The 13,941-nt window shown below is 60.8% G+C and carries 15 protein-coding genes and 1 pseudogene; 3 read left to right on the top strand and 13 right to left on the bottom strand.

All coding sequences use genetic code 11. The features are described from left to right. Position 1 precedes the first annotated feature (1 nt). The 9 genes from ACIQUH_RS23290 to ACIQUH_RS23250 all read right to left on the bottom strand — a co-directional run bounded on the left by ACIQUH_RS23290 (position 2) and on the right by ACIQUH_RS23250 (position 8,946). Positions 2-1,195: an efflux RND transporter periplasmic adaptor subunit gene (locus ACIQUH_RS23290; RefSeq protein ID WP_400819521.1), complete on the bottom strand. Its 1,194-nt coding sequence runs from the start codon at positions 1,193-1,195 to the stop codon at positions 2-4. 502 nt (positions 1,196-1,697) lie between these two features. Further along, positions 1,698-2,690, bottom strand: a complete 993-nt coding sequence (locus tag ACIQUH_RS23285) for an ABC transporter substrate-binding protein (protein WP_400819518.1) — start codon at positions 2,688-2,690, stop codon at positions 1,698-1,700. A 21-nt stretch (positions 2,691-2,711) separates the two neighbouring features. Then, the gene (locus tag ACIQUH_RS23280; protein ID WP_400819516.1) at positions 2,712-3,584 is read right to left on the bottom strand and encodes an ABC transporter permease; all 873 of its coding nucleotides are present in this window, start codon (positions 3,582-3,584) and stop codon (positions 2,712-2,714) included. Beyond that, positions 3,581-4,456 carry an ABC transporter permease gene (locus tag ACIQUH_RS23275; protein WP_400819513.1) on the bottom strand — a complete coding sequence of 292 codons (876 nt, stop codon included), beginning with the start codon at positions 4,454-4,456 and terminating at the stop codon, positions 3,581-3,583. Before ACIQUH_RS23275 ends, ACIQUH_RS23280 begins: the two co-directional genes overlap by 4 nt. A gap of 222 nt (positions 4,457-4,678) precedes the next feature. After that, positions 4,679-5,473 carry an ABC transporter ATP-binding protein gene (locus tag ACIQUH_RS23270; protein WP_400819511.1) on the bottom strand — a complete coding sequence of 265 codons (795 nt, stop codon included), beginning with the start codon at positions 5,471-5,473 and terminating at the stop codon, positions 4,679-4,681. Next, positions 5,470-5,913: an NUDIX domain-containing protein gene (locus ACIQUH_RS23265; protein WP_400819509.1), complete on the bottom strand. Its 444-nt coding sequence runs from the start codon at positions 5,911-5,913 to the stop codon at positions 5,470-5,472. Before ACIQUH_RS23265 ends, ACIQUH_RS23270 begins: the two co-directional genes overlap by 4 nt. After that, positions 5,910-7,367, bottom strand: a complete 1,458-nt coding sequence (gene hydA / locus ACIQUH_RS23260) for a dihydropyrimidinase (RefSeq protein ID WP_400819507.1) — start codon at positions 7,365-7,367, stop codon at positions 5,910-5,912. Before hydA ends, ACIQUH_RS23265 begins: the two co-directional genes overlap by 4 nt. Then, positions 7,364-7,702: a hypothetical protein gene (locus ACIQUH_RS23255; RefSeq protein WP_400819504.1), complete on the bottom strand. Its 339-nt coding sequence runs from the start codon at positions 7,700-7,702 to the stop codon at positions 7,364-7,366. Before ACIQUH_RS23255 ends, hydA begins: the two co-directional genes overlap by 4 nt. Next, positions 7,699-8,946, bottom strand: a complete 1,248-nt coding sequence (locus tag ACIQUH_RS23250) for a Zn-dependent hydrolase (protein ID WP_400819501.1) — start codon at positions 8,944-8,946, stop codon at positions 7,699-7,701. The genes ACIQUH_RS23255 and ACIQUH_RS23250 overlap by 4 nt, the downstream gene beginning before the upstream one ends. 260 nt (positions 8,947-9,206) lie before the next feature. Between ACIQUH_RS23250 and rutR the strand changes: the two genes are divergently transcribed. From rutR to ACIQUH_RS23235, 3 genes and pseudogenes are all read left to right on the top strand, one after another. Further along, positions 9,207-9,848 (top strand): HTH-type transcriptional regulator RutR, encoded by a 642-nt coding sequence (gene rutR / locus ACIQUH_RS23245; protein ID WP_003520582.1) that lies wholly within the window; start codon positions 9,207-9,209, stop codon positions 9,846-9,848. 277 nt (positions 9,849-10,125) lie between these two features. Next, positions 10,126-10,449 (top strand): annotated as a pseudogene (locus ACIQUH_RS23240) (DUF2325 domain-containing protein); the annotation flags it as partial. After that, positions 10,430-10,723, top strand: a complete 294-nt coding sequence (locus tag ACIQUH_RS23235; protein ID WP_400819499.1) for a hypothetical protein — start codon at positions 10,430-10,432, stop codon at positions 10,721-10,723. The pseudogene ACIQUH_RS23240 and the gene ACIQUH_RS23235, both read left to right, overlap by 20 nt. A 146-nt stretch (positions 10,724-10,869) precedes the next feature. Here the strand turns inward: ACIQUH_RS23235 and ACIQUH_RS23230 are convergent, their stop codons facing one another. The 4 genes from ACIQUH_RS23230 to uppO form a co-directional block, all read right to left on the bottom strand. Continuing rightward, on the bottom strand, positions 10,870-11,265 hold the full coding sequence (locus tag ACIQUH_RS23230) for a DUF423 domain-containing protein (protein ID WP_400819497.1): 396 nt from the start codon (positions 11,263-11,265) through the stop codon (positions 10,870-10,872). Further along, on the bottom strand, positions 11,262-11,663 hold the full coding sequence (locus ACIQUH_RS23225) for a globin (RefSeq protein WP_400819495.1): 402 nt from the start codon (positions 11,661-11,663) through the stop codon (positions 11,262-11,264). The genes ACIQUH_RS23230 and ACIQUH_RS23225 overlap by 4 nt, the downstream gene beginning before the upstream one ends. A 307-nt stretch (positions 11,664-11,970) precedes the next feature. After that, a complete protein-coding gene (locus ACIQUH_RS23220) occupies positions 11,971-12,267 on the bottom strand; it encodes a nucleotidyltransferase family protein (protein ID WP_400819493.1) in 297 nt (98 codons plus the stop codon). Positions 12,268-12,305: 38 nt separating this feature from the next. After that, a complete protein-coding gene (gene uppO / locus ACIQUH_RS23215; RefSeq protein WP_400819490.1) occupies positions 12,306-13,727 on the bottom strand; it encodes a polysaccharide biosynthesis phosphomannomutase UppO in 1,422 nt (473 codons plus the stop codon). Positions 13,728-13,941 lie beyond the last annotated feature (214 nt).

Below are 13,941 nucleotides of genomic sequence, written 5' to 3'. Positions count from 1 at the left end.
GTCAGTTGGACGCAGCCGTCTGGGCTTCCACCGGTTTAATCCGGTCACCATCACGCACGAATGCCCCAGCCTTCTCGACAACCTTGTCTCCAGCGGCAAGACCGCTGACAATCTCGATGAAACCACTGTCTTCTATGCCGGTCTCGATCTTCACCTGCTTGACGACGTCGCCTTCCACCCTGCGGGTGGTCGAGCCTTCACGCCCGGAGGTAACGGCCGACAGCGGCAAAGCGAGCGCATTCGTCTCCTCGACGATGATCGCCGCGCTGGCATACATGCCCGAGCGCGCCGGGCTGTTTTCCGGCAGCACCACATGCACGGAGCCGAGGCGCGTCGTCGGATCGACGGTGGGCGAAACGAGGCGCACCTTGCCCTCTATTTTCTCAGCTCCGCCGGCAACCGTCAAATAGGCTTTCTGGCCGGCCTTGACCTTCTGGATATCGGTCTCGGACAGATCGGCGACAAGTTCGATCGCGCCGTCCTTGATGACGGTGAAAAGCGGGTTGCCGGAGCCGCTGGCGATTGCGCCGACCTTGGCGTTCTTGGCGGAAACGATGCCGGCGACCGGGGTTTTCACGCCGGTGCGCGTCAGCTTCAGGTCGATGTCGTCAATCTGCGCGTCAACCACCTTGATATCGGCCTCGCCGGCGGAAACGGCCTGACGGGCGGCGTTGAGCTTGGCGGCGGCCACTTCGGCCTGCGCCTGGGTCTGCTCCACCTGCGAGACGGAGCCGGAGCCGCTCTGGCCGAGCTTTGCGGCACGGTCGCGCTGGCGGTTCGCGTCATTGGCGCTTGCCTCCGCTTCCAGGACCTGTGCCTTGGCCTGTGCGACGGCAGCCTGCGCCTTGGCCTTGTTGGCCTCAAGCTGGCTTTTCTGGAGGATCAGACTGTCCGAGGAGAGGACGGCAAGGATCGCGTTTGCTTCGACCCTGTCGCCGATATCGACGTTCAGCGTATCGATCGACAGGCCGTCGACCAGCGGCTGGACGTAGATTTCGTCCACGGGGCGGATGGTGCCCGTCGCGATGATGCGGTCCACGAGATCGCGTTTTGCGGCATGGGCAACGATGATGGAAGGCAGGTTCTGCTGTTTGACCGGTGCCTGCGCCTCTCCCTCGGCTGCTGCGGAAAGAGGGAGCACCGTTGCGGAAAGAAGAAGGACTACAAAGCGGTTAAACGTGACTTTATGCTGCATGTGTCTTGGCTCGCGCAATATCCGCTCACATGTCCTGAAGGCCCGGGGCCGTATCTTAAAAGGTCATGCGATGGCGAATGTGAAACAAGGGATCACAATACTTCCTTTTCGATCCTCCCGATTCAAACGCCCCTCAACGCGAATCTCAAGCACCTTTGCCTTGTGCTTTTTTTACAAGATCAAATTTGGCAGTCTTGTGGGCGGGACTGTAATTCTTGTTGCCGTGCAAATCAATCCGCATAGCTGCGATGGTTGATATACATTTTTGTATAGGTCGGGATATTGTAATTCGTCAAATGGGTTACCACCACGTGAGGCGGTCTGGAATTCTGAGAACGCCCAATACGCCGTCATCCTCGGGCTTGTCCTGAGGGTCCAGGCACATCACCACAATCAAAACGCCGGTGGATCCTCGGGTCAAGCCCGAGGATGACGGAGGAGAGGTTGCCGTTCACCAAGATCGCGCGGTCATCGCCGCGCGATCTTATCTTCCCGCCCCAGATTATTTCAGCGCCGCGTCGGTAATCTCCGTAGTATAGGCGCCTGTCGGTTCCTTGGTGATCACAGGATCGGAGCCGCCGCCGAGCAGGGTCTTCACCGTGCGTTCGTAATCCGCCTTGTCGAGCGCGCCCTTCGAGCCGGCGGTGAGCTTGGCCACTTCGCCCATCATGCGCTTCTGGTGCTTTTCGGTCTGGGCGCCGGAGGCGTCGTTTTCGAGAACGATACCGGCGGCATCGTCCGGGTTTTCTTCCGCCCACTTCCAGCCCTTCATGGAAGCGCGGACGAATTTGACCATGTCCTCCTTGAACTTGGCATCCTTGAGCTTGTCTTCGAGAACGTAAAGCCCGTCCTCCAGCGTCGCCACGCCTTCGGCCTCGTATTTGAAGGTGACGAGTTCCTCCGGCTTGATGCCGGCATCGATGACCTGCCAATATTCATTATAGGTCATGGTGGAAATGCAGGCGGCCTGTTTCTGCAAAAGCGGGTCGACGTTGAAGCCCTGTTTCAGAACGGTCACGCCATCCGCGCCGCCGGTGGTCGGGATTTTCAGGTGCGCCATCCACGACAGAAACGGATATTCATTGCCGAAGAACCAGACGCCGAGCGTCTTGCCCTTGAAATCTTCCGGCTTGGTGATGCCGGTTTCTTTCAGGCAGGTCAGCATCATGCCTGACGATTTGAACGGCTGGGCGATGTTGACAAGCGGCACGCCCTTTTCGCGCGTCGCAAGGGCGGACGGCATCCAGTCGACAATGACGTCAGCACCGCCGCCGGCCAGAACCTGCGCGGGGGCGATATCCGGGCCGCCGGGCTTGATATCGACATCGAGGCCTTCGGCTTCGTAGAAACCCTTGTCCTTGGCGACGTAATAACCGGCGAATTGCGCCTGGGTGACCCATTTCAGCTGGAGGGTGATCTTATCGGCGGCCTGGGCTCCGAATGCGGTCAGGACTGACGCGCCGGCAAGAAGCATGGATGCAAGTTTCATTTTCATCGCTGTTCCCTTTTTCGTTATTTACGTTCGTCCCCCACGGACGGACGGATGCCAGAAGGTGACGGCACGCTCCGCGAGCGCCACAAGACCGTAAAAGCCCGAACCTGCGAGCGCCGCCACGGCGATCTCGGCCCAGACCATATCGACATTGCTGCGGCCCATTTCCGCCGAAATGCGGAAACCCATGCCGACGATGGGCGTGCCGAAAAACTCCGCGACGATGGCGCCGATCAGGGCGAGCGTGGAATTGATCTTCAGCGCATTGAAGATGAAGGGCCAGGCGGCCGGCAGGCGCAGCTTCACCAATGTCTGCCACCAGCCGGCGGCATAGGTGCGCATCAGGTCGCGCTCCATGTGGCTGGAAGCGGCAAGCCCCTGCACCGTATTCACCAGCATGGGGAAGAAGGTCATGATGACGACGACGGCGACTTTCGATTGCCAGTCGAAACCGAACCACATGACCATGATCGGTGCGATGCCGACGACCGGAAGGGCGGAGACGAAATTGCCGATGGGCAAGAGCCCGCGCTGCAGGAAGGGCGAACGGTCGATGAGGATGGCGACGAGGAAACCGAGGCCGCAGCCGAGCACATAACCGGTCAGCACCGATTTGAGGAAGGTCTGGCGGAAATCCGCCCAGAGGATCGGCAGCGAGCCGAGAAGGCGCGCGAGAATGGCGCTGGGGGCCGGCAGCAGGATGGGCGGCACGGAAAAGCCGCGCACGACGCCTTCCCAGAGGACCAGAAGGGCGAGGCCGAAGAGGAGAGGCACGGCGATGCGGCTGATGCGCTTTCCCGAGGAGGAGGTGAAGTTGCGCCGCACCAGCCATTCATTGAAAGCCCAGGCGGCAAGCCAGAACAGGATCGCGCCGATAAACCAGAAGGGGTTCGTCATGGCCGTGTTCCCATTCTTTTCAGCACGGCGGCGTGCGCAATGCCGATGATCGACACCAGCAGGGCCGCGACACCGGCGGCCATGAACAGCGCTGCCCATATCTGCACCGTCTGGCCATAATAGGAGCCGGAGAGAAGCCGCGCGCCGAGCCCGGCGACCGCGCCTGTCGGCAATTCCCCGACGATGGCGCCGACCAGCGCGATGGCAATGGCGATCTTCAGCGAGGTGAAGAGATAGGGCAGTGCCGAAGGCCAGCGCAGCTTCCAGAATATCTGCGCCGATGAGGCATTATAGGTGTGCATCAGGTCGAGCTGGAGGGTTTCCGGGCTTCTGAGGCCCTTCACCATTCCGACGACGATGGGGAAAAAGGAGAGGTAGGTGGAAATCAGCGCCTTGGGCAGAAGCCCGGAAATGCCGATGGAGTTCAAAACGACGATGATCATCGGCGCGATGGCGAGGATGGGGATCGTCTGGCTGGCGATGATCCACGGCATGACGGAGCGATCCATGGCGCGGTTATGGATGATGGCGACGGCAAGCAGGATGCCGAGGACGGCGCCGATGGCGAAACCGAGCAGGGTGGCCGAAAGCGTGATGCCGGCGTGGTAGATCAGGCTGCGCTTGGAGGTGATGGCCTTGTTGACGGTGGTGTCCCAGAGTTCCGCGGCGATCTGGTGAGGGGCGGGGAGGACCGGGCGTTCCTGGGCGAAGGTTTGCGGCAGGAGTTCGAGGAAACCCGGCGTCTCGCCCGCGCGGGTGGCCTGGTCGCGGGCGAAGGGCATGTTGAGATAGACGACGGCGAGGTGCCAGAGGATGAGGATGGCGAGAAGGACGGTGAGGATGGGGAGGATGCGGTGGCGGAGGAGGGTCATTGCGGTGTCCTCCGAGGGTGGGGGTTACGCGTGCTCTGAGAGTGACGCTTACCCCCCTCTGTCCTGCCGGACATCTCCCCCTCAAGGGGGGAGATCGACTCGTGGTTGGGTCTCGCCCATCTCATTGTTTGCGAATGAAGCGGTGGTTGTGCCGCTTGCCGATCTCCCCCCTTGAGGGGGAGATGCCCGGCAGGGCAGAGGGGGGTATTCCTGGCGCTGACCTCACCCTTCATAGCCATGCCCCGCCTTCAACCCCTCACGCACGCGGTGCGCAATCGCCAGAAATTCCGGCGTCTCGCGAATCTCCAGTGGCCTTTCCCGCGGCAGGGTGGATGTGATCACATCCGTCACCCGCCCCGGCCGCGGCGACATGACGACGATCTTGGTCGAGAGATAGACCGCTTCGGGAATGGAATGGGTGACGAAACAGATGGTCTTGCCGGTCGCATCCCAGAGCTTCAGCAGCTGTTCGTTCAGATGATCGCGCACGATCTCGTCCAGCGCGCCGAAGGGCTCGTCCATCAGCAGCAGGTCGGCATCGAAGGCGAGTGCGCGGGCGATGGAGGCGCGCTGCTGCATGCCGCCGGAAAGCTGCCAGGGATATTTCTTGCCGAAACCGGTGAGGTTGACGAGATCGAGCGTGCGCTCGATGCGTTCGCGCTGTTCGGCCTTGCCATAGCCCATGATTTCAAGCGGCAGGGCGATGTTCTTTTCGATGCTGCGCCAGGGATAAAGTGCGGCGGCCTGGAAGACGTAACCGTAGGAGCGGTCCTTGCGGGCGTTTTCCGGCGTCGTGCCGTTCACGGTGATCTCGCCTGACGTGTGTTTTTCAAGATCGGCGATGACCCGCAGGAAGGTGGTCTTGCCGCAGCCGGAAGGGCCGATGAAGGAGACGAAGTCACCTTTTCCCACATCCAGATCGACATTCGACAGGGCGTGGACCGGGCCATCCCCCGTTTCGAAGGTGAGGCCCAGTTTTCTGGCGGAAACGACGGAATAGGGAGAGGCCTGGTTCATCTTGGCTGATTGTCGCTTTCCGTGAGCGCTGCGCGCGCCAGCGGCAGCATCTGGGTTTCCGTAAGCTTGGCGATCATCACGTCCGGGTCGCGGTCGAGATCGAGCCAGCGCACTTCCTCTATCTCCGCCTGCGGGGCGACATCCGTATAAAGCCTCGCGATAAATGCATGGGCGACGACGTCGGCGCCGGTTTCATTGGCGGCTTCCTCGCGGAAGACGCCCTCATAACGGGCCGCATTCTTCGGCAGCGTCAGGCCGATTTCCTCGGCCAGTTCGCGGTGAAGCGCCTGTTCCGGCGTTTCGCCCGGATCGATCTTGCCACCCGGTTGCATGAATTGCGTGGTGCCGCGCTTGCGCACGACCAGCATCTGCCGTCGCTCATTGAGGAGAACGGCTGCGGCGATGACGATTTCGCGTTTCGGCCCGGCGCTCACGGTCATACACCCGATGCCGGAATGCCGCTGCGCTCCACCTTGCGCGGCGCGACGAGTTCCTTCCAGGTGGAGAGCGCCCGGCTGACGGCGGGATAGGCATCGCGGGCGATGAACTGACCGTGGCCCGGCTGCGTTTCGATGGTGGCCTCCTCGATGCTGACGAGGCCGCGCGACAGGGTGTAGCGCGGCAGGCCCTTCACCTTCTGCCCTTCGAACACGTTGTAATCGATGGCCGATTGCTGGTTTGCCGCGCGGATGGTCTTTTCCAGCGCCGGATCCCAGACGACGATATCGGCATCGCTGCCGACGAGGATCGCGCCTTTTCTCGGATAGATATTGAGGATCTTGGCGATGTTTGTGGAGGTGACGGCGACGAATTCGTTCATCGTCAGCCGGCCAGTCGCCACGCCATGGGTCCAGAGCAGCGGCATGCGATCTTCCAGCCCGCCGGTGCCGTTCGGAATCTTGCGGAAATCGCCGAGGCCGAAGCGTTTCTGCTCGGTGGTGAAGGCGCAATGGTCGGTCGCCACGCATTGCAGCGAGCCGGAGGCGAGACCCGCCCAGAGGCTGTCCTGATGCTGCCGGTTGCGGAAGGGCGGCGACATCACGCGGCGGGCGGCGTGATCCCAGTCGACATTGGCATATTCGCTCTCGTCGAGGATCAGGTGCTGGATCAGCGGTTCGCCATAGACCCGCATGCCGTTTTGCCGGGCGCGGCGGATCGCTTCATGCGCCTGCTCGCAGGAGGTGTGGACGACATAGAGCGGGGCGCCCGCCATATCGGCGATGATGATGGCGCGGTTGGTGGCCTCGCCTTCCACGGAGGGCGGTCGGGAATAGGCATGCGCCTCCGGCCCGACATTGCCTTCCGCCATCAGTTTTTCCTGCATCTGCGCGACGATATCGCCGTTTTCCGCATGCACGAAGGGAATGGCGCCCAGTTCGGCGCAGCGCGAGAAGGAGGCGAACATCTCGTCGTCATTCACCATCAGCGCGCCCTTATAGGCCATGAAGTGCTTGAAGGAATTGATGCCCTTTTCCCGCACCACCGTCTTCATCTCGTCGAAGACCTGCTCGCCCCACCAGGTGACGGCCATGTGGAAGGAATAATCGCAATTGGCGCGCGTCGCTTTGTTGTCCCAGCGTTGCAGGGCGTCCAGAAGCGACTGGCCGGGTTCCGGCAGGCAGAAATCCACCACCATAGTGGTGCCGCCGGCAAGGGCCGCCCGCGTGCCGCTCTCGAAATCATCGGCGGAATAGGTGCCCATGAAGGGCATTTCCAGATGCACGTGCGGATCGATGCCGCCGGGCACGACGTAACATCCCGTCGCGTCCAGCACCGTGCCGCCGGTCAGGTCGGGTCCGATCTCGGTGATCTTGCCGCCTTCGATTTTCACATCGGCCTTGTAGGTGAGGTCGGCGGTGACGATGGTGCCGTTTTTGATGATGGTGGCGGTCATTGGTGCATGTTCCCGGTAACGAGGACTGGCGAATAACGGTCGGGATGATCGGGCAGGAAAGTCTCGTCGCGGCGGAGTTTTCGGGCTTGCGTGGTTTTGCCCGAATGGCGTTTTGATGCTTTTTTATCCGTGTGATCGACCATGACCGTTGCCCCCTCATCCGGCCCTTCGGGCCACCTTCTCCCCGGCGGGGAGAAGAAATGGGAGGCACCGTCGCAGATTTTTATGACGCCGGTGGTAGGGGTGAGGGCGTTGCCGCGTGCTTCTTCTCCCCGCCGGGGAGAAGGTGGCCCGAAGGGCCGGATGAGGGGGCCTGGCATCGTGGGCGCGATCATTCCACGATCTCCGCAGTCTCCAGCACCGCATGCAGCAGCACATCGCAGCCGGCGGCCGCCCATTCCGGCGAAATCTCTTCCGCTTCGTTGTGGGAAAGCCCGTCCACGCAGGGGCAGAAGATCATTGTGGAGGGGGCGACCCTTGCGGTCCAGCAGGCGTCATGGCCGGCGCCGGAAATGATGTCCATGTGGCTGTAGCCCAGTCTTTCGGCAGCGGAGCGCACGCGGCCGACCAGCACGGGATCGAAGCTGACGGGATCGAAATGGCCGATGGCTTCGATCGAGCAGCCGACGCCGAGTTCTGCGGCGATCTGTGGCACCTCGCGTTCGAAGATGGTGCGCATGCTGTCGAGTTTCGCCTGCGAGGGGGTTCTAAGGTCGATGGTGAAGACCACCTTGCCGGGCAGCACGTTACGGGAATTGGGCGTGAAGATCATCTGGCCGACGCCGGCGACAGCGCCCGGCTGGTGGGCCATCGCCACTTCCTGCACCTTTTCGAGAATACGGGCGGCGGCAAGGCCGGCATTGACGCGCATGGCCATCGGCGTGGAGCCGGTATGGGCTTCCTTGCCGGTCAGCGTCACCTCCAGCCAACACAGGCCCTGGCAATGGGTGACGACGCCGATCTGTTTGCCTTCCGCCTCCAGAATCGGCCCCTGTTCGATGTGATATTCGAAATAGGCGTGCATTTTGCGCGCGCCCACCTCTTCCTCGCCCAGCCAGCCGATGCGTTTCAGTTCTTCGCCATAAGTCTTGCCGTCGGTATCGGTGCGGCCATAGGCATAATCGAGATCGTGAATGCCGGCGAAGACGCCGGAGGCCAGCATGGCCGGCGCAAAGCGCGCGCCTTCTTCATTCGACCAGTTGGTGACGGTGATCGGGTGTTTGGTTTTGATGTTCAAGTCATTCAGGCTGCGCACCACCTCCAGCCCGGCCAATACGCCGAGCACGCCATCGAACTTGCCGCCGGTCGGCTGGGTGTCGAGATGGCTGCCAATATAGACGGGAAGCGCATCCGGGTCCTCGCCGGGGCGGGTGGCGAACATGGTGCCCATGCGGTCGACGCCCATCGTCAGGCCTGCCGCCTCGCACCAGCGCTGGAACAGGCTTCGGCCTTCCGCATCCTCATCCGTCAGCGTGCGGCGATTATTGCCGCCGGCAATGCCGGGGCCGATCTTCGCCATATCCATCAGACTGTCCCACAGACGGTCGCCATTGACCGTCAAGTTCTTACCCGCCGTCATGCAGTGTCGTCCTCACCTGTTTTGTTTTTATCAATGCAAAGCTTGTGCCGTTCCCTTTTTTGCCGGTTAAGATAACAGCCATTGCCTAAAGATGGCGATGGGGGATAAATTGACCGGCTGGTAAACATTGCAAATTCGCAGCGATGTCAGCAAGGGAATTTCGTGACGAATCGCACTAATTTTGCCTAAACTGTACGCGTCGATTATTTTTTAAGCATACTGTAGCGGCAATTGCATTGAAAAGAAACAGAGAGCTGAGAATGGCCATACCGCGAGCAGCGAAAACACAGAAGCGGACCCGCATTCAGGAAGAAAAGCAGGAAGCGATTCTTGAAGCTGCGCTCAGTGTTTTTTCCACAAACGGGTTTCGCGGTTCCACCATCGACCAGATTGCCGAGGCTGCCGGCATGTCGAAACCGAACGTGCTTTATTATTTCCGCACCAAGGAGGCGATGCATCGCGCGCTCATCGAGCGGGTGCTGGACACATGGCTCGACCCGTTGCGCGCTTTCGACGCGGAGGGCAATCCCGAAAGCGAAATCCGCTCCTATATTCGCCGCAAGCTGGAGATGTCGCGCGATTTCCCGCGTGAGAGCCGCCTGTTCGCCAATGAAATCCTGCAGGGCGCGCCGCATATCGAGGACGAGCTGAAAGGGCCGCTGAAACAACTGGTGGATGAAAAGGCCGAGGTGATCCGTGCCTGGGTGAAGGCCGGGCGGATGGCAAAATGCGATCCCTATCACCTTATTTTTTCGATCTGGTCGACCACGCAGCATTATGCGGATTTCGATGTGCAGGTGCGGGCGGTGCTGGGTGAGAAGAATGGCGGTGAGGGCCGTTTTGAGGATGCAGCCCGGCATCTGGAGCAGCTTTTTATGGGCGGATTGCGGATAAACGGCTGAACGGGACCGTTCTCGCGAATATGTGATCGATTCTTTATGTCAAAACATGAGGAAAATTATCATCTTTATACTTTACTCCAAAACTCATCTTTATTATGGTGCCGGCATCCTGATCAAAGGAGCCGCTCATGGCGCCGGATATCGGGGCATGAAAAATCAACCGGCAGGTGAGGGAATGGCGCGCAAGGAAAAGAAGAAGGCCGAACGTGGCGGCAAGCAGGGCAAGGGCGCTCCCCAGACCGAGCGGGATGTGGCCGAACAGCAGCTTTCCGGTCCGAAAAGCTTTCTTTATGTCGGCGGCCGTGACTGTCAGGTTGCGCATCTTCGCCAGATCGCCAGCAATTTCGGTGCCGAGCTCATTCATCACGATGGCGGCCTGCGTGAGGCCGTTTCCCGCATCGATACCGTGCTTCCTTCCGTCGACTGCGTTTTCTGCCCGATCGACTGTATCAGCCACGATGCGTGTCTGCGGGTGAAGTCGGGTTGCAAGAAATTCGGCAAGACGTTCATTCCGCTGCGCAATGGCAGCAAATCCAGTCTGGAGCGGGCGCTGCAGACGATGAATGAACGGACCTCCAGCGATGAGCGACGAGCGCAATAATTTCCATGATGAAAATCCAGCGGTGGCAGAGGCCTGCCGTGTGGAACTGCACAAGATGGCCGAGCAGGCTGCCGATCCGGCGCTGACGGACATCTATGAAATCATCGGTGAACGCGAAAGGCGCAACCGCCTTGCCATAAGCGGCGGGAATGTCGTGACCTTTCCCTATTTGCGGACCCGCCAACCCGGTGAAACGCCGTCCTTCGAGATTGGCGCGGCGGCCGAAGAGGGCCGCAATATCCTGTCGTTTCGCTGGACGCGGCGCAGGGGCTGAAGCCTCTCCTCCGTCATCATCGGGCTTATCCCGAAGATCCACAATTTCCGTGGTCCATGGATTCTCGCCTCAGGGGGCGAGGATGACGCCGAGTGCGAGGTAAGCGCCGCACGCAATATGCGTCAAAACGCGGGTTATCTAAAAAATCAAACTTTCGGCTTCAGAAACGCTCCCGCGCACAGCACCAGCCACCCGACGATCATGCCGAGGCCGCCGGTGGGCGCAGCATAGGGAAACAGGCTGTGGCCGGAAAAATGCCTGGTGACGAGATCGCCGACAAAGACTGCGGTGCCGAGGCCGAGGATCAGGCCCGCCGGAATGGCAGTTCTGATGCGATCCGCGCCGATATGCAGCGCCACCAGCACCGGCGCATGCGCCAGCGCCATGGCCGAGGCATTGCCGAGCATATAGGTTTCGCCGGTATGGGTGGCGGCGGCGGCAAGCATGACGCCGGCAGCGCCCAAAAGGCCGCCCAGCAACAGAATGAAGGCCCGCAATCTTGCGCGGGGCAGGCTTGCGATGGTCGCGCTCTGCATGGTCATTGGCTGTCTGCCTCCTGGTTCTGCATGTGAAAGGCCAACCGCTCGACCGGCGCCCAGATGATGTCGCGCAGCTTCACGTTCTCGATCGTCTCGTCCATGGCGCGGCGGAAGCAGAGCAGCCATTCATCCCGCTCGGCGGGGCCGATGGGGGCGACGAAATGGCGTCGCCGCAACATCGGATGGCCGTGTTTCTCGACATAAACGGGCGGTCCGCCAAGATATCCCGTCAGATAATCGTAAAACTTCGCCTCGCTGCCGGAAAGATCGGCGGGATGGATGGCGCGGCAGCGCGCGGCCTCCGGCAGGGTATCCATCAATTCGTAGAAGCGCCGGGTCAGCGCCCTGACGGTCGCATCGCCACCGATCGCTTCATAAAGGGTAATGGTCTCGCCGCTCATCGTCCGCCTCCTTCGACCCTGCGGTCCTTATCGCTCTGCGAAGCGGGAAGAGCAACAGGGCAATGGCGGGGTGCGACATTTGCGACACGAGATTTTCCGTCATTCCGGCCTTGTGCCGGAATCCAGCCAGCCCAAGTCTTTGGGCTGAAAAGACTCTCTCGCCGCACAGACGTGCGTCGGCTGGATTCCGGCGCAAGGCCGGAATGACGGAAGAGGCGATGTTGAGGTACTCAATGCGAAATCATTGGCGACATTATAGACTCACAACCAGATAAAGTCGGAACCCGCCCGACCCTGCGTCTGGTCATCAAAATATCCGTACTGCGGATTGCTCGATGTCATTCCGGAGCGACGGGTGCAGGCTGTTGCGTGTCGTCACGTCGACTTCCACGGCCAATTCTTCTTCCAGAAACTGCTTGATACCGACGAGATCGAGCAACGAGAAACGGCGGCTCGGATCATAGTCGATGAAGATGTCCAGATCGCTTGAGGCAAGGGCTTCATCGCGGGCCGTCGAACCAAAAAGATAAAGCGACGTCACGCCCATGCTTTTCACTGCATGGGCGTGTCGCTTGAGTTTCATGATTGCGTCCATTCTTCTCATGCGCGCAGCTTACACCATCGCGTATGCGGCATCCACTCTCACCCGAAATTACGGATGAGATCGAGCCCCTTGTTCAAAAGCGTTTCGGCCTCATCCTGATTGACCGCTTCGACGTAGCAGCGCATTTCGGGAGCATTGCCGGAAGGGCGGAAATGGATGGTGCTGCCGTCGGTCAGCGCCACGCGCAGGCCGTCGATGTCGCTCAGCGCCTTCACGGTGCCGACCGGTGCGAGGAAGGCGTCGAGATTGTTCCGCGAGGCGCGCAGATGTGTCATCAGGGCGGCGCTTTTTTCCTGCGCGAAATTTTCCAGACGGTCGGCGGCGGCGACCGGCAGGTTATAGGCGGCGGCGATCTGCGACAGCGGTTTTTTCTGTTCTGCCGAGAGAAGCAGCACGGCGAGGATGGGCAGGAAGCTGTCACGCGTCGGCAGGGGCGAAAGCGCCCTGCCGTTCAAGGTGAAGGCAGACGCCGTCAGCAGGCCGCCATTGGCCTCGAAGCCCATGACGCCGTTCTTGCCGGCGGCGAGCGCCTCAGCCATGCCCGCGATGACGAAGGGTGAGCCGACTTTGGTACGGATGACGTCGAAGGAGCCGCTCCCCTCGATGCCGGAATTGGAGGTGACGGGGGTGACGACCACGCCGGCGCCGAGGAAATTGGCGGTGATGAGGCCGATGAGGTCGCCGCGCAGCGGCACGCCGTTTTCATCGGTCAGCAGGGGACGGTCGCCGTCGCCATCGGCGGAAACGATGGCGTCGAGACCGTGCTCCGGCGACCATTTCTTGAGAAGGGCCAGCGTTTCCGGCGAGACCGCCTCGGTATCGACGGGGATGAAGGTTTCGGAGCGGCCGAGCGGAACGACTTCCGCACCATAATGGGCGAGAACATCGACAAAGAGATCGCGCGCCACGGTGCTGTGCTGGTAAACGCCGATCTTGAGGCCGGAGAGCGCCTTTTCCGGCAGCAGCGCGATGTTGCGCTCGTAGAAAAGTTCGGCTGCGGTGGCGGAATGGTCTTCGGCGGTCGCGGTCGCGGCCTCGTCGCTGATGCCTTCCGCCTCGATTTCGGCCGCGAGGGCTGCGATCGCCGTCTCGTCCTGCTTGTCGATTTCGCCATCCGGGCGGTAGAACTTGATGCCGTTGCGGTCGGCCGGGATATGCGAGCCGGTGATCATCAGCGCGCCCGCCTTCAGCGACAGGCCGTAAAGCGCCAGCGCCGGTGTCGGCACCGTGCCGCAATCGAACGGGGTCAGGCCGGCTTTTTTCAGCGCGGCGATGCAGGTGGCGGAAACATCCGGGCTCGAATCGCGAAAATCGCGGCCGACGAGAATGGGATCGCCCGCCTTTGCCTGGCCCGATGTGAGAAGGTGCCTTGCAAATGCCGTGGCATAGACGGCGGAGGCTTTTCCTTTCAGATCGACGGAGAGGCCGCGAAGACCGCTCGTTCCGAATTTCAGGCTCATCGCAAACTCCGTTTCGATAAAATCTTTGAGGGGCAAATGGATAATGTAAAAATATAACGGTTGAAAGAACCGTGTCGATCCATTCAAGTCAATCATCCCTTTCAACGTGGCCGCGAATAGGCGATGATGGCGGGAACGAATGCGGGTAACCTAAAATTCACCCGTCATATTTAAACTTGTCCGTCGATAGCGGCTCTGGCGACGATGGGAATCC

Source organism: Agrobacterium sp. NPDC090283 (genome assembly GCF_044769685.1).
Lineage (GTDB): Bacteria > Pseudomonadota > Alphaproteobacteria > Rhizobiales > Rhizobiaceae > Agrobacterium.
Note: the sequence above shows the minus strand (reverse complement) of the source record. Positions and strands in the feature narration are given on the sequence as shown.

What these genes read in the sequence shown, in the direction of transcription:
- ACIQUH_RS23290 (WP_400819521.1), bottom strand. Translation starts at nt 1,195, where the DNA reads ATGCAGCATAAAGTCACGTTTAACCGCTTTGTAGTCCTTCTTCTTTCC.
- ACIQUH_RS23285 (WP_400819518.1), bottom strand. Translation starts at nt 2,690, where the DNA reads ATGAAAATGAAACTTGCATCCATGCTTCTTGCCGGCGCGTCAGTCCTG.
- ACIQUH_RS23280 (WP_400819516.1), bottom strand. Translation starts at nt 3,584, where the DNA reads ATGACGAACCCCTTCTGGTTTATCGGCGCGATCCTGTTCTGGCTTGCC.
- ACIQUH_RS23275 (WP_400819513.1), bottom strand. Translation starts at nt 4,456, where the DNA reads ATGACCCTCCTCCGCCACCGCATCCTCCCCATCCTCACCGTCCTTCTC.
- ACIQUH_RS23270 (WP_400819511.1), bottom strand. Translation starts at nt 5,473, where the DNA reads ATGAACCAGGCCTCTCCCTATTCCGTCGTTTCCGCCAGAAAACTGGGC.
- ACIQUH_RS23265 (WP_400819509.1), bottom strand. Translation starts at nt 5,913, where the DNA reads ATGACCGTGAGCGCCGGGCCGAAACGCGAAATCGTCATCGCCGCAGCC.
- hydA (WP_400819507.1), bottom strand. Translation starts at nt 7,367, where the DNA reads ATGACCGCCACCATCATCAAAAACGGCACCATCGTCACCGCCGACCTC.
- ACIQUH_RS23255 (WP_400819504.1), bottom strand. Translation starts at nt 7,702, where the DNA reads ATGATCGCGCCCACGATGCCAGGCCCCCTCATCCGGCCCTTCGGGCCA.
- ACIQUH_RS23250 (WP_400819501.1), bottom strand. Translation starts at nt 8,946, where the DNA reads ATGACGGCGGGTAAGAACTTGACGGTCAATGGCGACCGTCTGTGGGAC.
- rutR (WP_003520582.1), top strand. Translation starts at nt 9,207, where the DNA reads ATGGCCATACCGCGAGCAGCGAAAACACAGAAGCGGACCCGCATTCAG.
- ACIQUH_RS23235 (WP_400819499.1), top strand. Translation starts at nt 10,430, where the DNA reads ATGAGCGACGAGCGCAATAATTTCCATGATGAAAATCCAGCGGTGGCA.
- ACIQUH_RS23230 (WP_400819497.1), bottom strand. Translation starts at nt 11,265, where the DNA reads ATGACCATGCAGAGCGCGACCATCGCAAGCCTGCCCCGCGCAAGATTG.
- ACIQUH_RS23225 (WP_400819495.1), bottom strand. Translation starts at nt 11,663, where the DNA reads ATGAGCGGCGAGACCATTACCCTTTATGAAGCGATCGGTGGCGATGCG.
- ACIQUH_RS23220 (WP_400819493.1), bottom strand. Translation starts at nt 12,267, where the DNA reads ATGAGAAGAATGGACGCAATCATGAAACTCAAGCGACACGCCCATGCA.
- uppO (WP_400819490.1), bottom strand. Translation starts at nt 13,727, where the DNA reads ATGAGCCTGAAATTCGGAACGAGCGGTCTTCGCGGCCTCTCCGTCGAT.